General features: G+C 43.9%; 18 protein-coding genes and 5 tRNA genes. 9 read left to right on the top strand and 14 right to left on the bottom strand.

The features are described 5' to 3' along the window. Nucleotides 1-134 precede the first annotated feature (134 nt). The 9 genes from F0228_RS20570 to lolB all read right to left on the bottom strand — a co-directional run bounded on the left by F0228_RS20570 (nucleotide 135) and on the right by lolB (nucleotide 5,286). Nucleotides 135-211 (bottom strand) — tRNA-Met (locus F0228_RS20570). A gap of 77 nt (nucleotides 212-288) precedes the next feature. Next, nucleotides 289-363, bottom strand: a tRNA-Gln gene (locus F0228_RS20565). Nucleotides 364-392: 29 nt separating this feature from the next. Further along, nucleotides 393-477: transfer RNA gene (locus F0228_RS20560), tRNA-Leu, on the bottom strand. A gap of 66 nt (nucleotides 478-543) precedes the next feature. Further along, a tRNA-Met gene (locus tag F0228_RS20555) sits at nucleotides 544-620 on the bottom strand. Nucleotides 621-901: 281 nt separating this feature from the next. After that, the gene (gene ychF / locus F0228_RS20550) at nucleotides 902-1,993 is read right to left on the bottom strand and encodes a redox-regulated ATPase YchF (RefSeq protein WP_061034150.1); all 1,092 of its coding nucleotides are present in this window, start codon (nucleotides 1,991-1,993) and stop codon (nucleotides 902-904) included. Between the two features lie 10 nt (nucleotides 1,994-2,003). Further along, nucleotides 2,004-2,594 carry an aminoacyl-tRNA hydrolase gene (gene pth / locus F0228_RS20545; protein ID WP_004739815.1) on the bottom strand — a complete coding sequence of 197 codons (591 nt, stop codon included), beginning with the start codon at nucleotides 2,592-2,594 and terminating at the stop codon, nucleotides 2,004-2,006. Between the two features lie 200 nt (nucleotides 2,595-2,794). Further along, nucleotides 2,795-3,739, bottom strand: a complete 945-nt coding sequence (locus tag F0228_RS20540) for a ribose-phosphate pyrophosphokinase (protein WP_004739814.1) — start codon at nucleotides 3,737-3,739, stop codon at nucleotides 2,795-2,797. A 27-nt stretch (nucleotides 3,740-3,766) separates the two neighbouring features. Continuing rightward, nucleotides 3,767-4,642, bottom strand: a complete 876-nt coding sequence (ispE, locus tag F0228_RS20535) for a 4-(cytidine 5'-diphospho)-2-C-methyl-D-erythritol kinase (protein WP_171762718.1) — start codon at nucleotides 4,640-4,642, stop codon at nucleotides 3,767-3,769. Beyond that, nucleotides 4,639-5,286, bottom strand: a complete 648-nt coding sequence (gene lolB / locus F0228_RS20530) for a lipoprotein insertase outer membrane protein LolB (protein WP_061034148.1) — start codon at nucleotides 5,284-5,286, stop codon at nucleotides 4,639-4,641. The genes ispE and lolB overlap by 4 nt, the downstream gene beginning before the upstream one ends. A 160-nt stretch (nucleotides 5,287-5,446) precedes the next feature. Here lolB and hemA point away from each other — a divergent pair, with 160 nt between their 5' ends. From hemA to ybaK, 8 genes are all read left to right on the top strand, one after another. Next, nucleotides 5,447-6,706, top strand: coding sequence for a glutamyl-tRNA reductase (gene hemA / locus F0228_RS20525; RefSeq protein WP_008224514.1), 1,260 nt, complete (start codon nucleotides 5,447-5,449; stop codon nucleotides 6,704-6,706). 28 nt (nucleotides 6,707-6,734) lie between these two features. Further along, on the top strand, nucleotides 6,735-7,823 hold the full coding sequence (prfA, locus tag F0228_RS20520) for a peptide chain release factor 1 (RefSeq protein WP_116870164.1): 1,089 nt from the start codon (nucleotides 6,735-6,737) through the stop codon (nucleotides 7,821-7,823). Nucleotides 7,824-7,828: 5 nt separating this feature from the next. Continuing rightward, nucleotides 7,829-8,701: a peptide chain release factor N(5)-glutamine methyltransferase gene (gene prmC, locus F0228_RS20515; RefSeq protein WP_061034147.1), complete on the top strand. Its 873-nt coding sequence runs from the start codon at nucleotides 7,829-7,831 to the stop codon at nucleotides 8,699-8,701. A gap of 197 nt (nucleotides 8,702-8,898) precedes the next feature. Continuing rightward, nucleotides 8,899-9,282 (top strand): SirB2 family protein, encoded by a 384-nt coding sequence (locus F0228_RS20510; protein ID WP_004739804.1) that lies wholly within the window; start codon nucleotides 8,899-8,901, stop codon nucleotides 9,280-9,282. 27 nt (nucleotides 9,283-9,309) lie between these two features. Further along, entirely contained in the window at nucleotides 9,310-10,119 is an 810-nt protein-coding gene (locus F0228_RS20505; RefSeq protein WP_061034146.1) for a SirB1 family protein, read from the top strand. Between the two features lie 25 nt (nucleotides 10,120-10,144). Further along, complete coding sequence (gene kdsA / locus F0228_RS20500) at nucleotides 10,145-10,996, top strand: 3-deoxy-8-phosphooctulonate synthase (RefSeq protein WP_061034145.1); 852 nt, start codon at nucleotides 10,145-10,147, stop codon at nucleotides 10,994-10,996. A 446-nt stretch (nucleotides 10,997-11,442) separates the two neighbouring features. Beyond that, nucleotides 11,443-13,104: a bifunctional UDP-sugar hydrolase/5'-nucleotidase UshA gene (gene ushA / locus F0228_RS20495; protein ID WP_171731517.1), complete on the top strand. Its 1,662-nt coding sequence runs from the start codon at nucleotides 11,443-11,445 to the stop codon at nucleotides 13,102-13,104. Between the two features lie 117 nt (nucleotides 13,105-13,221). Continuing rightward, nucleotides 13,222-13,707 (top strand): Cys-tRNA(Pro) deacylase, encoded by a 486-nt coding sequence (ybaK, locus tag F0228_RS20490; protein WP_171731516.1) that lies wholly within the window; start codon nucleotides 13,222-13,224, stop codon nucleotides 13,705-13,707. 78 nt (nucleotides 13,708-13,785) lie between these two features. Here the strand turns inward: ybaK and rluF are convergent, their stop codons facing one another. The 3 genes from rluF to F0228_RS20475 all read right to left on the bottom strand — a co-directional run bounded on the left by rluF (nucleotide 13,786) and on the right by F0228_RS20475 (nucleotide 15,988). Continuing rightward, nucleotides 13,786-14,931 (bottom strand): 23S rRNA pseudouridine(2604) synthase RluF, encoded by a 1,146-nt coding sequence (rluF, locus tag F0228_RS20485; RefSeq protein WP_171731515.1) that lies wholly within the window; start codon nucleotides 14,929-14,931, stop codon nucleotides 13,786-13,788. A 168-nt stretch (nucleotides 14,932-15,099) separates the two neighbouring features. Continuing rightward, nucleotides 15,100-15,681, bottom strand: coding sequence for a DNA endonuclease SmrA (smrA, locus tag F0228_RS20480; RefSeq protein WP_008224527.1), 582 nt, complete (start codon nucleotides 15,679-15,681; stop codon nucleotides 15,100-15,102). 166 nt (nucleotides 15,682-15,847) lie between these two features. After that, complete coding sequence (locus tag F0228_RS20475; protein ID WP_004739790.1) at nucleotides 15,848-15,988, bottom strand: DUF3149 domain-containing protein; 141 nt, start codon at nucleotides 15,986-15,988, stop codon at nucleotides 15,848-15,850. 255 nt (nucleotides 15,989-16,243) lie between these two features. Between F0228_RS20475 and F0228_RS20470 the strand changes: the two genes are divergently transcribed. After that, a tRNA-Pro gene (locus tag F0228_RS20470) sits at nucleotides 16,244-16,320 on the top strand. Nucleotides 16,321-16,765: 445 nt separating this feature from the next. Here the strand turns inward: F0228_RS20470 and F0228_RS20465 are convergent. Both F0228_RS20465 and F0228_RS20460 read right to left on the bottom strand, forming a co-directional pair. After that, a complete protein-coding gene (locus tag F0228_RS20465) occupies nucleotides 16,766-17,434 on the bottom strand; it encodes a LuxR C-terminal-related transcriptional regulator (RefSeq protein WP_061034141.1) in 669 nt (222 codons plus the stop codon). 493 nt (nucleotides 17,435-17,927) lie between these two features. Then, nucleotides 17,928-18,779 carry a curlin gene (locus tag F0228_RS20460; protein ID WP_171762717.1) on the bottom strand — a complete coding sequence of 284 codons (852 nt, stop codon included), beginning with the start codon at nucleotides 18,777-18,779 and terminating at the stop codon, nucleotides 17,928-17,930. Nucleotides 18,780-18,835: the final 56 nt, after the last annotated feature.

Genomic DNA, 18,835 nt, shown 5'->3' with positions numbered 1-18,835 from the left:
CTCTCACACCTCTCGGCGCCAGAACCTAAATCTGGTGCGTCTACCAATTCCGCCACGACCGCAGCAAATCTTTATAGTCATACTGAATATTGGTGATTCAATAAAACGTTGTCTTTCTATTTCAAAAGAAATAGTGGTGGCTACTGCGGGATTTGAACCTGCGACCCCATCATTATGAGTGATGTGCTCTAACCAACTGAGCTAAGTAGCCATCTGAGAGCGAGACAATATAATATAATCTTGCTTTCAATGCCATTATCTTTTTAAAGATAATTACACTTTAAATTGTGGCTGGGCTACCTGGATTCGAACCAGGGAATGCCGGCATCAAAAGCCGGTGCCTTACCGCTTGGCGATAGCCCAACAATGATATCATTTAAGACATCTCAATATGGTGCGGACGGAGAGACTTGAACTCTCACACCTTGCGGCGCCAGAACCTAAATCTGGTGCGTCTACCAATTCCGCCACGTCCGCTTTATTTCCTAAAAACTCTTTATAGTTAAAAACAAGTGTTTAATAACGAATAGAGTGCTTAGGAAATGGTGGCTACTGCGGGATTTGAACCTGCGACCCCATCATTATGAGTGATGTGCTCTAACCAACTGAGCTAAGTAGCCATTTCCAAATTGTTGCTCATTTTGAAACGTTGCCGCTTCGCTGTGAACGGGGCGCATTATGCGTAGTTGAGTGAAACCCGTCAACTTTTTTTTTGAATAAATCACGAATAAACATCTGTTCGGTTTCTTTTTAGTCAAAGAGGCGTATTTGTCGGCAAAAAATAGGTCAAAAGGGCGATATATATAGGAAGTTAACTTTCTGATGTCGAACTCTTGCTAAAGAGTAAAAACAAAAAGGCCAGTGAAATTCACTGGCCTTTTATCCGATATTTAATCAGCAATTATACGTTGAAGCGGAAGTGAACAACGTCACCATCTTTTACGATGTATTCTTTGCCTTCTAGACGCCATTTACCTGCGTCTTTTGCGCCGCTCTCACCGTTAAATTCGATGAAGTGATCAAAACCAACAACTTCAGCTCGGATGAAGCCTTTTTCGAAGTCTGTGTGGATCTTACCAGCCGCTTGTGGAGCTGTTGCGCCTACAGGAATTGTCCAAGCGCGAACTTCTTTAACACCCGCAGTGAAGTAAGTTTGAAGAGTAAGTAGTTCGTAACCAGAGCGGATCACTCGGTTTAGACCTGGTTCTTCGATACCCATGTCCGCTAGGAACTCTTCACGATCTTCGTCGTCAAGCTCAGAAAGCTCAGATTCGATAGCAGCACATACTGCAACAACAACGTTGTTCTCTTTTTCAGCGTATTCACGAACAGCGTCTAGGTAAGGGTTGTTTTCAAAACCATCTTCAGCAACGTTTGCGATGTACATTGTTGGCTTAAGTGTTAGGAAGTTTAGGTAGCCGATTGCTGCCGCTTCTTCTTTCGCTAGTTCAACAGTACGCGCCATACCACCTTCAGTAAGAACTGGTAGTAGCTTTTCTAGTACAGTGATTTCGAATTTAGCGTCTTTGTCGCCGCCTTTTGCTTTCTTAGCGTTACGTTGAATTGCACGCTCACAGCTGTCTAAGTCAGCCAGTGCAAGTTCAAGGTTGATCACTTCGATATCTTCGATTGGAGATACTTTGCCAGAAACGTGAACGATGTTTTCGTTTTCAAAGCAGCGTACAACGTGACCGATCGCGTCAGTTTCACGGATGTTCGCTAGGAATTTGTTACCAAGACCTTCACCTTTAGATGCACCAGCAACTAGGCCAGCGATATCAACGAATTCCATCGTTGTTGGAAGGATCTTTTGTGGATTAACAATTTTTGCTAATGCATCTAAGCGTAGATCTGGAACCGGAACGATACCTGTGTTTGGTTCGATCGTACAAAATGGAAAGTTTGCTGCTTCGATGCCTGCTTTAGTCAGTGCGTTAAACAGAGTTGACTTACCAACGTTTGGTAGACCAACGATGCCACATTTAAAACCCATGATATAAACCTTATTCTGCTTTGAACGTATGTAAGCGATTTTGTGCTTTTGGTAGGCCATCTTTTAATAAGATGTCTAGGCTGCGAACCGATTCGTCAACGACGGCCTCGATACACTCTTGCTCTTTTTGCGGAGCTTTGCCTAATACATAACCTGCAACTTTATCTTTGTGCCCAGGATGGCCGATGCCTAATCTCAGACGATAGAATTCTTTATTGTTACCCTGCTTGCTGATGATGTCTTTTAGACCGTTGTGTCCACCATGACCACCACCTTTTTTGAACTTTCCAATACCAGGAGGAAGGTCTAACTCATCATGAGCAACCATGATCTCTTCTGGTTTAATTTGGTAGAACTTTGCCAAAGCTGCAACTGCTTTGCCTGACAAGTTCATAAAAGTCGTTGGGATCAGCAAACGAAGATCTTCACCATGAACCATGATACGACCCGTTAGGCCAAAGAACTTTGGTTCGTTCTTCAGTGTTACGTTGTGTACACGTGCTAATTCTTCAACTACCCAAGCACCCGCATTGTGGCGAGTTTTGGCGTATTCTGGACCTGGATTAGCCAGTCCAACGAGAAGTTTTATTTGTTGGCTCAAGGTATGGATCTCTCTTGGGATTTCAAAAAGCGCCGTATGATATCACAGTTTATGAAAAAGGTGCGAGCTAGCTGATGGCACCATGATTATTCCGAGCTGTGATAAACAACAGTCACCAGATATAAAAAAAGCACTTCATCAAATGAAGTGCTTAATGTCTTTCTCTAACGAGTTTCTAAAACAAAGCTAAATAGCCTTGATTAGTTGAACATCGCTGAGATTGATTCTTCGTTGCTGATACGACGAATCGCTTCAGCAAGCATGCGAGAAAGGCTAAGTGTTGTTACTTTACCTGTCGCAGCCATCTCTGGAGATAGAGAGATAGAATCCGTTACGATAACTTGGTCTAGAACAGAGTTCTTGATGTTGTTTGCAGCAGTACCAGAGAAAACAGCGTGAGTTGCGTAAGCGAATACACGCTTAGCACCGCGCTCTTTAAGCGCTTCAGCTGCTTTACATAGTGTGCCACCTGTATCGATCATGTCATCAACGATAACACAGTCGCGGCCTTCAACATCACCGATTAGGTTCATTACTTCAGAAACGTTAGCACGTGGACGACGCTTATCAACGATAGCGATATCAACGTCACCTAGCGCTTTAGCCGTTGCACGAGCACGTACAACACCACCAAGGTCTGGAGAAACCACAACTGGGTTTTCTAGACCACGGTTAGCCATGTCTTCTAGAAGAACTGGAGTACCGAAGATGTTATCAACTGGTACATCGAAGAAGCCTTGGATTTGCTCTGCGTGTAGGTCGATAGTAAGAACGCGGTCTACGCCAACGTTAGAAAGGAAATCTGCAACAACTTTTGCAGTAATTGGCACACGTGCAGAACGTACACGACGATCTTGACGGGCATAACCGAAGTAAGGGATTACAGCAGTAATACGGCCAGCAGAAGCACGGCGCATTGCGTCAATCATTACCACCAATTCCATTAGGTTGTCATTGGTTGGTGCACAAGTTGATTGAATCAGGAATACATCGCTACCACGAACGTTTTCATTGATTTGAACAGCGACTTCGCCATCAGAAAAACGGTCTACAGTAGCATCGCCAAGAGAGATGTATAGACGATCAGCAATACGTTGGGCTAGTTCAGGTGTTGCGTTACCAGCAAATAGCTTCATATCAGGCACGGTGGAAACCTCGGGTTGCGTCCAGTTTTAAATAGATTGTGGGTGGGCTGAGTGGTATTCAGCCAACGTTTCTTTTAAAGGAGAAGTGTTTCGTCCTTTCGCTACAAATGCGGAAACGGTGTCAGGCAGTTTTTCTAGCACCAATTCGGCTTCTTTTTTGCTGCTAAATTCAGCAAAAACGCACGAACCTGTGCCAGTCAATCTCGACGGCGCGTATTGTAGCAGCCATGAAAGTTGCTTATCAACCTCTGGGTACAGCATTCGAACAATTTTTTCGCAATCGTTTACGTATTCTTGCTCTAGAAGCGTTGATAGCGCTCGCTTTGGCGTATTTCTGGTTAATTCTGGATGTGTGAATATGTCTACAGTTGCTATGCTCACTTGAGGCTTAACCACGAGATACCATTTTTCATCCGGATTAGCAGGTAGCAACTGCTCACCAACGCCTTCAGCAAACGCGGCATGGCCTCGCACAAACACTGGTACATCAGCGCCAAGGTTCAGACCGATCTCTGCAAGTTGATCATCAGAAAGATTCAGTTGCCACAAGTAATTAAGCGCCACTAACACAGTTGCAGCATTTGAAGAGCCTCCGCCAATACCACCACCCATTGGTAGCACTTTCTTTAACTCAATATCGGCACCGAAAGAGGTCGAGGTGTACTGTTGAAGTGCAGTAGCGGCTTCCCAAATTAGGTTGTCTTCAAGCGCTACACCAGGTATTTCTGGCGTGATGGTTATCGAGCTCGTTTCTGAGTTTGCGGTAACCGTCAGTTCATCACCAAAGTCAACGAACTGAAAGAGTGTTTGAAGCTCGTGGTAACCATTATCACGTCGGCCAGTGATATAAAGAAATAGATTCAGCTTTGCTGGAGAAGGCCAGTGTGTTGGTGTTGTAATCATTTTTTCAGTGTCCACTTTGAAACTACGATGTTGATTTTGTTTTGGTCTTGCTTGAAAGAGAGTCGAGTAGGGAGCGGAATCGTCTCCACATTTACTTTGTCTTCACCAGATTGCAGCGTACTCGGCATCTCTGTATTGCGATAGTTAGCAAAACTCAGAGTCCATAGTTGGTTGCTGACTTGCTTGGTTAGTGACTCAAGGGTGTTCGTTGTATTTAGCTGATAGCTATCCGCTTGGTCTGGAATGCCAAGGAACCATTGTGGCAGATGATCAACAGGGATCTTCAAGCCTGTAAGCTGCTCAACCAAAATAGAGGCGCTCGCGTGGGTAAATACTTGGTCATCATAAGTGACGACTTTGGCGCCAGATGGATCAATGGTCAGGTTTAATGCGGTTTGACCAAGGAAAGTGGTGAGTCTTAATTGACTTTGATTTGGAGAGTGCTTCCAAACGAAATTGAGGCTTTGGCGCTGCTCGGGAGAGATGTAGGCAAGCTTACCTGAAGCTTGATAGTTTTCTATCTGTAATAGGCGGCTTTGGTGTGTTTGCCATTCAACACTCGTCGGTTGTTCCGGGATAGACGAGCAACCCACCATGATTATGGTAATAAAAATAAGAGACGCGATTTTACGAAGCTTGCCCATATTTGCTCACAACTTGTTCAAATTCATCTAAAAAACGCTTCAACTATAGCATTGAATTCACGAAGTCAGGAAAACAAATCCCGCTTGCTCTTTAAATAGAGCCATGCATCAAGTAAAATTCGCCCCTTGTTTCCATTCCCTGATCGAGAACTTCTGATACATGTCTTTGCTTGCCGTAGGTATCAATCACAATACAGCGTCGGTTGAATTGCGAGAAAAAGTCGCTTTTGGTCCAGATAAACTGTCTGAGGCACTCAAGCAACTTAACGCAAATGCACACGTAAATGGAAGTGTCATACTTTCTACCTGTAACCGAACTGAAGTGTATTGTGACGTTAAAAGCGGAGCGAAAAACAAGCTTATCGATTGGTTGTCGGTTTTCCACCAAGTGAGCCCTGAAGAGCTAAAGCCAAGTCTTTATATCCATGAAGAACAGGCTGCTATTAAACATTTAATGCGCGTTGCTTGTGGTTTGGACTCTTTGGTTTTGGGTGAGCCGCAAATCTTAGGTCAGGTTAAGCAAGCTTATACAGACTCTCGTGGTAGTAAGTCTGTCGATGCTTCAATGGAAAAGCTGTTCCAGAAATCATTTTCTGTGGCGAAGCGCGTTCGAACGGAAACAGAAATCGGCGGAAGTGCGGTGTCTGTGGCTTACGCAGCTTGTACTTTAGCCAAGCATATTTTTGAGTCGATTGCTGATTCAACCGTGTTGTTGGTTGGTGCTGGTGAAACGATTGAACTTGTGGCTAAGCACCTTTCAGCAAATGGCTGTACTAAAATGATTGTGGCTAACCGAACTCGTGAGCGTGCTTTAGGGTTAGCCGAAGAGTTTGGTGCTGAAGTGATCAGCTTAAATGAAATTCCAGATCACCTGCACAGAGCAGATATCGTGATCAGTTCAACCGCAAGCCCGCTGCCAATTATTGGTAAGGGTATGGTTGAGACCGCTCTGAAAACAAGAAAGCATCAACCTATGTTATTGGTTGATATTGCAGTGCCTCGTGATGTGGAATCACAGGTTGGCGAACTGAACGATGCTTACTTGTATTCGGTTGATGATTTGCAGTCGATTGTTGATGGCAACATCGAGCAACGTAAAGTGGAAGCAATCCAAGCTGAAGCGATCGTCAGTGAAGAAAGTGCCGCGTTCATGAGTTGGATGCGCTCACTACAAGCGGTCGACAGTATTCGTGAGTACCGAAAGTCAGCGAATGAAATCCGCGAAGAATTATTGAGTAAAAGTTTACAATCACTTGCCGCTGGCGGTGACCCTGAGAAAGTTTTACTGGAGCTTAGCAATAAGCTCACAAACAAATTGATCCATGCTCCAACCCGCGCACTACAAAGTGCTGCTGAGCAAGGAGAACCTGCGAAATTAACGGTCATTAGACAGAGTTTGGGCCTAGAAGACCCTCAATAATATTAGACCTCCAACAAGATAAGACATTATGAAAGCCTCGATTCTAGTAAAGCTTGAAACACTTGTTGAACGCTACGAAGAAGTTCAACACCTGCTTGGCGATCCAGATGTGATCGGTGATCAAAACAAATTCCGTGCACTATCTAAAGAGTACTCTCAGTTAGAAGAAGTGACTAAGTGCTTCCAAGCTTACCAGCAAGCTCAAGACGATCTAGAAGCTGCCGAAGATATGGCGCAGGAAGACGACGAAGAGATGCGCGAAATGGCGCAGGAAGAAATTAAAGAAGCGAAAGAAGCGATTGAGCGTCTAACTGATGAGCTTCAGATTCTTCTTCTACCTAAAGATCCAAACGATGAGCGTAACTGTTTCCTAGAGATCCGTGCTGGTGCGGGTGGCGATGAAGCGGGTATCTTCGCGGGTAACCTGTTCCGTATGTACTCTAAGTTTGCAGAGAAGAAAGGCTGGCGCGTTGAAGTAATGAGCAGCAATGACTCTGAGCAAGGCGGCTACAAAGAGATGATCGCTAAAGTAAGCGGTGAAGGTGTTTACGGCGTAATGAAGTTTGAATCAGGCGGTCACCGTGTTCAACGTGTACCAGAGACTGAGTCTCAAGGCCGTGTTCATACTTCTGCATGTACTGTTGCTGTTATGCCTGAAATCCCAGAAGCGGATCTTCCAGAAATTAAGTCTGCAGACCTGAAAATCGATACCTTCCGTGCTTCTGGCGCGGGTGGTCAGCACGTTAACACCACGGATTCAGCTATCCGTATTACTCACTTGCCAACAGGTACAGTAGTAGAGTGTCAGGACGAGCGTTCTCAACACAAAAACAAAGCGAAGGCGATGGCTGTTCTTGCTGCGCGTATTGTACAAGCTGAAGAAGAGCGCCGTGCGGCTGAAGTATCAGACACGCGTCGTAACCTGCTAGGCTCGGGTGACCGTAGTGACCGTATCCGTACTTACAACTACCCGCAAGGTCGTGTTTCTGATCACCGTATCAACCTAACACTTTACCGTCTGAACGAAGTGTTAGAAGGTGACATGCAAAGCCTGATTGATCCGGTTCTACAAGAGCACCAAGCAGACCAACTAGCTGCGCTAGCTGAGAACAACTAAACCTTATGCAATCTGCCTATACGGTTGAAAGTGCATTAAAAGCAGCAATCGTAGCGCTTCAAGAGGGTGACAACACGTCACCCTCAATTGATGCTGCGGTACTGCTTTGTCACGCCTTAGATAAACCAAGATCTTACCTGTTAACTTGGCCTGAGAAGTACCTCACCTCAGAGCAAGAATCTGAATTTCAAGCCCTTTTAAAACGTCGTTTAACTGGTGAGCCTGTGGCTTACATTGTCGGTGAGCGTGAGTTTTGGTCGCTGCCGTTAAAAGTTTCGCCATCTACTTTAATTCCTCGTCCGGATACCGAGCGTTTGGTCGAAGTCGCGTTGGATAAAACTTATGGCAAACAAGGCGCGATTCTCGATTTAGGCACAGGTACTGGTGCTATTGCATTGGCGTTGGCGTCTGAGATGCCAAATCGACCAGTGACGGGCATTGATCTTCGTCCTGAAGCTCAAGCGCTCGCGACAGAGAATGCGAAACGCTTAAATATCACCAATGCTACTTTTTTGCATGGTAGTTGGTTTGATCCGCTTAGCGATATGGCTTCTGATGGCGGTGAGGTTAAGTTCTCTCTGATTGTCTCTAACCCACCTTATATAGAGAAAGATGACCCTCATCTCTCGCAAGGCGATGTGCGTTTTGAGCCGATTACTGCGCTTGTCGCTGAAGAGAAAGGGCTTGCTGACATTCGCTACATTTCTGAAAACGCACGTGGCTTTTTGGAAAATGAGGGCTGGTTGGCGTTTGAACACGGTTACGACCAAGGTTTGGCTGTTCGTGAGATAATGCAAGCGCTAGGTTATCTCGATGTGGTCACAGAGAAAGATTACGGTGGCAATGACCGAGTGACATTAGGTCGTTATTGCTCATAGTTCGTCGTCGTTTGCTTAGGGGGCTCAGTAGTTGCTAGCCACTCATGTAACCCTAGAGGGCGAACTTACGAAATTGATACCTTTAACGCGAAATTACATTTGACTCGCTAATGCATTTAACGCAGAAATACAGAGCACTAACGGGTACTGTGTCGCTCGTGTTAACGAAAGCACATATAAAAATATAAAGGAATACCATGTACGAAGGTTTAAAACATTTTCACCTACTAACGATTGCGATAAGCGTGTCACTTCTTTCAATTCGTTTCGTTCTTATGATGGCGAACTCACCAAAGCTTAAGCACCCTTTCTTGCAGCGTTTCCCTCATATCAACGACTCGTTGCTGTTGCTATCGGGTATTGGTTTGATTTTTATCACTGGCTTTATTCCATTTACTCCAGCTGCGCCATGGCTAACAGAAAAGCTAACTTGTGTGATGGCTTATATCGCACTCGGTTTCTTTGCGCTTAAGTTGGGTAAAAACAAGTTATTGAGAGTATTCTCGTTCTTCGGTGCGCTTGGCTGGTTAGCGATGGCTGGCAAAATTGCGATGACGAAGACACCAACATTTTTCGGTTAATGATCTCCTTATTTCGGTTAACTACCTATGTACGAATTTTTTGACGAAGACTTTGACCAGCTAGAATTAGCTGAAGGTGCATTGATCTTAAATAAAGCGATTAACCCAGAGACTCAAGATAGTTGGGCTGAGCAAGAATTGGCGAGATTGTTTAAAGAAGCTGAGTTTGCTTTGGTTCATGAAACCGACGAGCAACAGAAGTTTGAGTCCTTTATTCGACTATTCTTCTATGAATGGGGCTTTGCTGGCGATAAAGATGCCTACTTCTCTTCAGAGAATGCTTTCATCGATAAAGTGCTAGAGCGTAAGAAAGGTATTCCAGTCAGTCTTGGCGCTATCTTTCTTTTTCTAGGTCGCAAGCTAGGCTTTCCTGTAGAGGGTGTCTCTTTCCCGACTCAGTTTCTGCTTAAAGTGACTTGGTACGGCCAAGCAGCAGTGTATATCAACCCCTACAATGGTGAATACGTTGGTGAACAGACACTGCGAGCGTGGTTGATCGGTCATGATGGACCATTGGCTAAGCTTAAATCAGAGCATTTAGAAGTGGCTGATCATCCAACAATCATTGGTAAGTGGCTAGCGCTACTAAAGAGTGCACTACTGAGAGAAGAGCGCTATACGCTTGCATTGAAATGTACAGACCTTGCATTAACGTTTGTACCGGACGACCCGTATGAAATCCGCGACCGTGGCTTTATCTATCAGCAGTTGGATTGTCACCAAGTGGCGGCGACGGATTACCAATATTTTATCGACCAATGCCCAGATGACCCTGCATCTGAGTTACTGAAATCTCAAGTGAACGTCATGAATGAAAAGACCGTGGTTGTTCACTAATTAATAATTATTTAGAGAGAATATGATGGAACAGAAAACAGTTCATATTGGCGACATGCCAATTGCTAACGACAAGCCATTTACGCTATTTGCAGGCATGAACGTTCTTGAATCTCGCGATCTAGCAATGCAGATCTGTGAGCACTACGTGAAAGTAACTGAAAAGCTGGGTATTCCTTATGTATTTAAGGCCTCTTTCGATAAGGCAAACCGCAGCTCAGTTCACTCATACCGTGGCCCTGGTATGGAAGAAGGTCTAAAAATCTTCCAAGAATTGAAAGACACATTTGGCGTAAAGATCATCACTGATGTTCACACCGAAGCACAAGCTCAGCCAGTTGCTGATGTAGTTGATGTTATTCAACTTCCAGCATTCCTAGCTCGTCAAACTGACCTTGTTGAAGCGATGGCTAAGACTGGTGCAGTTATCAACGTGAAGAAGCCTCAGTTCATGAGCCCAAACCAAGTTGGTAACATCGTGGATAAATTCGCTGAATGTGGCAACGACAAGATTATCCTTTGTGAGCGTGGCTCTTGCATGGGCTATGACAACCTAGTTGTAGATATGCTTGGTTTTGGCGTAATGAAGAAGTCTTCAAACGGTAGCCCGATCATCTTTGACGTGACGCACTCTCTGCAAATGCGTGACCCTTCAGGTGCAGCATCTGGTGGTCGTCGTGAGCAAACGGTTGAACTTGCTAAAGCTGGCTTAGCGACCGGTATTGCTGGTCTATTCATTGAAGCTCACCCGAACCCAGACCAAGCACGTTGTGATGGTCCATCGGCACTGCCTCTGGATAAGCTAGAGCCGTTCTTGAAGCAGATGAAAGCACTTGATGACCTTATCAAAGGCTTTGACCACATCGATATTAAATAATCGAACTGTATAGAATTAAGAGCCGGCGCAAGTGCCGGCTTTTTTGTACCTATTGCTAAGTGAATGGCTACTAGCTTGAGCTCCTTAAGCTTGGCTTGTGATGTTATAACATACCTATTAAGGCTCTGATAAATCGAATAAATTTAACGAATGTCACTCTATGGGGAAGCGGGATTGAGTAAATCACAAATAATCTAAAAAATGATGAAAACGTTTGCCTGTGATCACTTATTTGCTCAAATGTAACTTTGTCGCTTTGTTACACACTCGATAGGGGATTAAGGTGATCTATCCTACATAAATATGAAATCACTCTGTTAGGTTTACCGTCTTAATTTAAACTACTTCAAGTTTTACCATTCTCTAACCATGTTTATTAAGTAAGCATTGGCTCTATGGGAGTGGGAGAAGCAGTGGATTCCCCTAAAAAGTTCAAAGGTATGACAATGAAGCAACGCCTTATTCTAAAGACAGCACTAAGTGCTGCAATTCTAGCGACTTTAGCTGGTTGTGCGTCTCAATCTGCTCATGATTGGAACCAAGACGAAACTTACAAGCTAACGATTCTTCACACTAACGACAACCATGGTCGTTTCTGGCAGAACAAATACGGCGAGTACGGCATGTCTGCGCGTAAAACGCTGGTTGATCAACTTCGTGCAGAAGTTGAAGCAGAAGGCGGTAGCGTGTTGCTTCTATCTGGTGGTGACATCAATACGGGTGTACCAGAGTCAGATCTTCAGGATGCAGAACCTGATTTCAAAGGTATGAACAAGATTGGTTATGATGCAATGGCATTAGGTAACCATGAGTTTGATAACTCACTAGAGGTTCTACAAAAACAAATCGATTGGGCTAACTTCCCAATGCTATCTGCAAACATCTACGATAAAGCGACTGGCGAACGTAAGTTCCAAGCGTACGAGATGTTTGAAAAGCAAGGTATTAAAATCGCAGTTATTGGTCTAACAACCGAAGATACCCAAAAGATCGGTAACCCTGAGTTCATCGCAGGTATCGATTTCCGTGACCCTAAAGAAGAAGCGAAGAAACTGATCGCTGAACTTAAAGAAACAGAAAAACCAGATCTGATTTTTGCTGTGACTCACATGGGCCACTACGAAAATGGTCAGCGTGGTGTTAACGCACCGGGTGACGTTGCTCTAGCTCGCTACCTAAACGAAGGCGACCTAGACATGATCGTTGGTGGTCACTCTCAAGAGCCTGTATGTATGGAAGGCCCGAACGTGGCGAAGAAAAACTTCAAGCCAGGTGACGAGTGTAAGCCAGACGTACAAAACGGTACTTACATCGTTCAAGCTCACGAGTGGGGTAAATACGTAGGCCGCGCTGATTACGAATTCCGTAACGGCGAACTAGAGATGGTAAGCTACGACCTAATCCCAGTTAACCTGAAGAAGAAGGTTAAGATCGACGGTAAGAAACAACGTGTTCTTATCCAAGACGAGATTGCACAAGATCCAGAACTACTCGAGTTCCTCCGTCCGTTCCAAGAGCAAGGCCAAGCACAGCTTGAAGTTAAGATTGCTGAAACAAATGGTAAGCTTGAAGGTGACCGTAACGTTGTTCGTTTCCAACAAACAAACCTTGGTCGTCTGATCGCAACATCTCACATGGAGCGTGCGAAAGCTGACTTCGCTGTGATGAACTCTGGTGGTGTTCGTGATTCAATTGAAGCGGGTGAAGTAACATACAAAGATGTACTAACAGTACAACCTTTTGCAAACATCCTGACTTACACAGACATGACGGGTAAAGAAGTTCTAGATTACCTAAATGTAGTGGCAACTAAACCTATCGATTCAGGTGCTTACGCACAATTCGCTGGTATCTCAATGACGGTAGCGAACGGTGAAGTATCTAACGTATTCATCGGCGGCAAGCAACTTCGTTTAGACGAAACATACCGCTTCACAGTACCAAGCTTTAACGCTGCTGGTGGTGACGGCTACCCTAAACTGTCTGATCACCCTGGTTACGTAAATACAGGTTTTGTTGACGCTGAAGTATTGAAAGAGTACCTAGAAGCGAATAGCCCAGTTGACGTGAACAAGTACGCACCTTCAGGTCAAATTGTTTACAAGTAATTGAATTCGAAAAATTGAATCATTAAGCGCTAAATTCGATTGACTCTAGCGCCATGATAAATTTAACTAAAGCGACGCTCCGGCGTCGCTTTTGTTTATCTATCGTTTGGATTTGTTATGACCCCTGCAATCAATCTTGCCAAGAAAAAGAAAATCGCTCATACGGTGCATCAGTATCACCACGATGCTAACAATACCAACTATGGATTAGAAGCCGTTGAGGCGCTTGGTCAGGATCCTAAACGTGTATTCAAAACGCTGCTATTCTGCCTAAATGGTGTGGCTAAAGACTTGGCTGTTGCGGTGATTCCTGTCGACCAGAAATTGAATTTGAAACTTGCAGCTAAAGCGGCAAAAGGTAAAAAAGCAGAGATGGCTAACCCAGACATTGCTCAGAAAACCACAGGTTATGTCGTAGGGGGGATCAGTCCACTTGGTCAGAAGAAAGCATTGCCAACTTTTGTTCATTCCAGTGCAACGGAGTTTGAAACGATCTGTGTCAGTGCGGGAAAGCGAGGGTTGGAAATTGAACTCGCCCCTAAAGATTTAGCGCAACTGACTCGAGCTCAGTTTGCGGATTTGTGCTTGCAAGCTGTTGATTAGCCGTCGTCAGTCATGATGTATGAAGCAACAAATAAAAACGCCCACGACTAAGTGGGCGTTTTTGTATAAGGAATCACTCTACTTTTTCAGACCTAGAGTGCCACCAACGCGTTTTGCTGCTGGCTTATTTGGTCGGTTCGACTCTTGGTGGCGATTAGTTGGCTTACCACCTCGGTGGTCGGCATTACCACGGCCTGCGCGATTGCGATCTGAACTCTTGTTGTCTGAGTTAGGGCGCTCTGAGCGAGAATTCGATTTCCAATTCTCTGTATTGCCTTTGTTTTGGCCTTTATTTTCGCCACTTGATGAATTACGACCACGCTTTGAATTAGGCGCATGACGGAATTCATCCGCGTTATTACCACGGTAAGTACGAGTGCGATTCTCTTTTTGATTTCGACGAGCCGTGGAAGCTTGGTTCTCTTCACGGCTATCAAACAGCTTAGCATCTGTCGCCTTGCGGATGCGTTGACCCTTCGCATTAATTTTAGATGCGTCTTCTGTACTTACAGAACCTTCACACATCGCTAGAATTTCTGCGATCTCTTCTTCGCTTAAGTAACGCCACTTGCCATTAGGGATACCGTCCAAAGAGATGTTCATGATTCGAACGCGACGTAGTTTGAAAACTTCATAGCCAAGTGCTTCACACATACGACGAATCTGGCGGTTCAGACCTTGCGTTAATGTGATTCGGAATGAGAACTTAGTCTCTTTCTCAACCTTACATGGCAAAGTCACCGTATCTAGGATAGGCACACCCGCTGCCATTTTCTGTAAGAACTCACCAGTGATTGGCTTATCGACACGAACCACATACTCTTTTTCGTGGTTGTTACCAGCACGAAGAATCTTATTTACGATGTCACCGTCGTTTGTTAGGAAGATCAAACCATCAGATGGTTTATCCAAACGGCCAATCGGGAAGATGCGCTTATGGTGACCGATGAAATCGACGATGTTCCCAGGAATATCACGTTCAGTGGTGCAGGTAATGCCTGTCGGCTTATTCAAAGCGATGTAGATTGGCTTCTCTTTTGAGCGAACTGGTTTGTTGTCGATCTCAACATCATCACCTGGCATTACTTTGGTGCCCATTTCTGGGATCTTGCCGTTAATAGTAACTCGACCTGCATCAATCAGTTTGTCGGCTTCGCGGCGTGAGCAAAAACCAGTTTCACTGATGTATTTGTTAAGGCGTTTAGCTTGGGATTCTTGTGACATGATATTCTCTTAGCGTTTCACAACGGAAATATAGGAAAACAAAAAAGCAACTACAGAGCAGTTGCTTTACGTTTGAATTCGTTAACTGACGACAATTTTAGCACTTGCTTTGAGTCTAGGCACTAAATATCGATCTTGGGGTGAAACCCCTATCCAGAATTTCAATGATCAGCTAGTGCGCTTTTGATGACGCTCTCTGTTTTCTAGTTTCTTCTCATTGCTCTTTCTAAGCATGACATAAACAGCACCGGTACCACCGTGAAATTGCTGTGCTGAGTGTACACATTGCACATCGTTGATCTGAGTAAGCCAGTTGGTAACGTAGCTTTTCATCATCGCTGGTGGATTTGAACGTTCTCCTTTTCCGTGAACGATAATGACAGTGCGAACATCCATTCTTAAGCATTGGCGCAAAAATGACAGCACTTCGTTGCGAGCATCTTTCAGCGTCTTTCTATGGAGATCGAGTTTGGCCTGAATGGGGTACTTACCAAGGCGCAGTTTTTTGTATACGCCTTCCTGAACACCATCTTTCTTGTAAGCAATAACGTCGTCTGGCTTAACCATCGGAGAGTAATCGAGTGATAGGTAATCTTTCTCATCATCAGAGAGCCACATAGCGGCTTCACGCTTAGCAAGGTGAGACTCTGTAACGCGATGTACTTTCTGGTGTTCTGCGGTGTCATGGTCGATACGTTTAACATCGCCCATCATTTGTTGGAATAGATCTAAATCGTCATCATGAGACATAGTTTGCATCTCAAGTTGGTAAGGATGGAGTAAGTATACCTAAGTTGGGGTAGGGTTTAAAAATGAAAAAACCGGAGGAGACAAGAGAAGTCAGCTCCGGTGCAAAGCGTTTTCAAGTTTACCTATAGCAACGAGGCTTGAGGTAAATGATTTAGGCTGAGCGACTCTAGTGAGGAGATTTGTCAGTCATAACTTTGTAGATGAAGAAGCCTCCATAAAACATCATGAGACCCAGAGCCCCGAAGATTACTATCATTGAAGATAGTCCCACCGCATTACCAAATAGGAGATCTAGCCAAAAGTCCATGTGTATACCTCAAAGTTATATGACATGGCTTAGTGTATTAAGTAGCATTATCAATTCACTGATCTGGATCAATCCTGTTGCATAAGTTAAATACTTGTTGGTAACTGTGTGTTTTTCGTCACATTGAGCTTGTTGCTGTATGTCTTTTGTTCGAACGATTCAAAATCGCAATAAATATGATAAAAAGCCCTTGCGGATAAACTCAGAATCCGTATTATACGCTCCATCGACAGGCAATGAGCCAGTCAGATATCTCGGTGAATAGCGCAGCTTGGTAGCGCATCTGGTTTGGGACCAGAGGGTCGGGGGTTCGAATCCCTCTTCACCGACCACTTATAGAAAGCCTGCTCAATGAGCAGGCTTTCGTCGTTTAGGAGCGTAGAAAATAGGATTAGAACCTAAGTGGGGTTCGTCTGATATTCAAAATAAGCTCTTCACCGACCATATTAAAGAAAGCCGTAGCAGAGATGCTACGGCTTTTTTGCATTTGGGTTTTATGGTTTGATTTGGTTTAGAACCCAAGCGGGGTTCGCCTGATGTTCAAAACAAGCTCTTCACCTACAACATTAAGAAAGCCTGCTCAATGAGCAGGCTTTCGTCGTTTCGGAGTGTAGGAAAGAGGATGAGAGCCTAAGCGGGGTTCGCCTGATGCTCAAAACAAGCTCTTCACTGACCACATTAGAAAAAGCTGTAGCACTCTTTGTAACAGAAGGAGCTACGGCTTTTTTGCATTCGAACTGCTTTGGCTGTTTATGGTTGAGAGCATTAGAGATAGGGCTATTGAACGAACTCATTAGTAGCGACGTTATTCTTCACCCAAATCAAAGCTTGTAAGCGATTCTTCACCTTGATTTTTTTAAATGTATTGTGAAGGTGTGCCTTAACGGTATTCTCACTGACATAAAGCGTATCCGCAATTTGCGTGTTTGACGCGCCATCACCAAGTAGTTTGATGATCTGCTGTTCGCGTTTAGTGAGCTTAAGGTAATAAGGGCTGGTTTTCGCGCACTGCCTATCTCTGTAGAAGCTAATGTATTGGTAAATGAGTTTTCTGCTCATCCACATTTCACCCTGCAAGATACAGTTAAATCCTGTCACTAGCTTATCAAGCGTGTCAGATGCATAAAAAATACCAACGAGATACTGCCATTTGAGCATTTCAGAGTGAGGGAAGTCATTGGGCGTATTGAGTAATACTTCATGAACATCACTCTCGATGTCATCTCTAAGCTCTTGATATTTTTCGGTGTACTGTTTACTCATTGTAGGGTAATCAATAATCACCAAATCTAAGTTTGGAGCTTGTAATGACTTAGTCGATAGCCTTTCTGGTGACACTAGTTTTATGTTTAAATTTATCTTTTGTTCTATAGATTCTTTGAGCAGCGTTGATTGCAAATTATTCTCTGCTATTAAAATGGCTCGATGAACTCCCGGGCTAGCCATGTGTAAACTCCTTTTACTGATCACCGCGTACTTATTAGACTTTAAAGTTTATAGCACGTACTAGTATTCCGCTAATTTGAATATCAAATATTTGAATAATTTTGAGCCTAATTAATAGAACACGTGAAGGTATATTTTATTCTTAACTGGAAGTGTATGTTTTTTCTCAGTTTGTTTTCACTCTTTTGTGATTTCACAGGATTTGGAAATTTCCCATGTTTCGCTGTTGATATGATTCTCTAATTTTACAGGGAATTGATCTAAGCCTAATATTAAAGTTGTCTTACCGCTATTAACTTTCTGATTATACACTGAGTTGGTATGTGTTTTTAACGTTAATGAGAACGGAGAGTCGTTCTCAATTTTCAATATGATATCTTGTTTTTTTATTGAACATTCAATCGTGTCCAACGTGTTAGCGTAGGTATTTAAATGTGTTAGGTAAAATAAAGCGGCGATAAACGCCGCTTTGTCATATATAAAATATGTCATATTAATTTTGGTAGATAAGACCAACGTTTCCGTTTGCACCGTTACCTAATACTGCGGCATTGTCGTGAGACGTTTGTTCAACCATGATTTGGTTCATGTCACTGTTCGTCAAGTCAATGGTTGCGTTTGAATATGAACCAGTTTGTAACGTAAATAGACGGTTATCGTTACTGTTTATTAGGTCGATGTCTACATCGTTTCTATCACCACCACCCACATCGGTATTAACGATAGTTTCTACGTAGTTTCCATCACCCCAGATATCGATAGCCACATCGTTTCTCTCAACGCCACCGTTACTAAACTCTGTGTAAGTAGTATTTGAGTCACCGTTGATGTATACGTCAGCTTCGTTTCGTACTGAGCTACCTTTCGCTTTCACTACGGAAATATTGTAGTCACCATCTTGAGTAACTCGTAGATCGTTATTTTTACCTGACCCTTTCACTTTCACTCTAGCTTGGTTGCTCAAGCCATCTTGATCGATAAGCGCGTTGTTTCTTTTATAACGTAGTTTTACGTGTGCCTCATTGAGGTTACCGTCTTGAAGAACGACTACGTCTGAGCGCTTACTGTTGTGAGTATCGACAAGTGCGATATGACCGTCAGTGATACCTGAAGTGTTTTGCTCAATCAACACGTTAGCATGGTCACCATCACCCATTTGCCAAATTGCGGTGTTATCCATCGCTAGAGGCTCAATAGCTGATGCTTTATTTGAGATTCTCAGATCAGTAACACCCTCTTTCACGCCCACTCCTGGGACTGGTGCGGAAGTTGGCAGTGGATCTGCGTGAGCTGCATTAAAACCAATAATGGCACCGACTAAAATTCCAATTTTTGTAAGTTTCATAAGTTGTATCCTTATACATTTCCATGTCGACTATGTGTCACCTCAAATGAAGCGAC

Origin of the sequence: Vibrio sp. 99K-1 (genome assembly GCF_013114585.1) — a bacterium.
Taxonomy (GTDB): Bacteria; Pseudomonadota; Gammaproteobacteria; order Enterobacterales; family Vibrionaceae; genus Vibrio; species Vibrio chagasii_B.
This window is presented reverse-complemented; position numbering and strand designations above follow the sequence as displayed.

Coding starts and splice junctions, on each gene's coding strand:
- ychF (WP_061034150.1), bottom strand. CDS start 1,993: ATGGGTTTTAAATGTGGCATCGTTGGTCTACCAAACGTTGGTAAGTCA.
- ispE (WP_171762718.1), bottom strand. CDS start 4,642: ATGATTACAACACCAACACACTGGCCTTCTCCAGCAAAGCTGAATCTA.
- lolB (WP_061034148.1), bottom strand. CDS start 5,286: ATGGGCAAGCTTCGTAAAATCGCGTCTCTTATTTTTATTACCATAATC.
- hemA (WP_008224514.1), top strand. CDS start 5,447: ATGTCTTTGCTTGCCGTAGGTATCAATCACAATACAGCGTCGGTTGAA.
- prfA (WP_116870164.1), top strand. CDS start 6,735: ATGAAAGCCTCGATTCTAGTAAAGCTTGAAACACTTGTTGAACGCTAC.
- prmC (WP_061034147.1), top strand. CDS start 7,829: ATGCAATCTGCCTATACGGTTGAAAGTGCATTAAAAGCAGCAATCGTA.
- F0228_RS20510 (WP_004739804.1), top strand. CDS start 8,899: ATGTACGAAGGTTTAAAACATTTTCACCTACTAACGATTGCGATAAGC.
- F0228_RS20505 (WP_061034146.1), top strand. CDS start 9,310: ATGTACGAATTTTTTGACGAAGACTTTGACCAGCTAGAATTAGCTGAA.
- kdsA (WP_061034145.1), top strand. CDS start 10,145: ATGGAACAGAAAACAGTTCATATTGGCGACATGCCAATTGCTAACGAC.
- ushA (WP_171731517.1), top strand. CDS start 11,443: ATGAAGCAACGCCTTATTCTAAAGACAGCACTAAGTGCTGCAATTCTA.
- ybaK (WP_171731516.1), top strand. CDS start 13,222: ATGACCCCTGCAATCAATCTTGCCAAGAAAAAGAAAATCGCTCATACG.
- rluF (WP_171731515.1), bottom strand. CDS start 14,931: ATGTCACAAGAATCCCAAGCTAAACGCCTTAACAAATACATCAGTGAA.
- smrA (WP_008224527.1), bottom strand. CDS start 15,681: ATGTCTCATGATGACGATTTAGATCTATTCCAACAAATGATGGGCGAT.
- F0228_RS20475 (WP_004739790.1), bottom strand. CDS start 15,988: ATGGACTTTTGGCTAGATCTCCTATTTGGTAATGCGGTGGGACTATCT.
- F0228_RS20465 (WP_061034141.1), bottom strand. CDS start 17,434: ATGGCTAGCCCGGGAGTTCATCGAGCCATTTTAATAGCAGAGAATAAT.
- F0228_RS20460 (WP_171762717.1), bottom strand. CDS start 18,779: ATGAAACTTACAAAAATTGGAATTTTAGTCGGTGCCATTATTGGTTTT.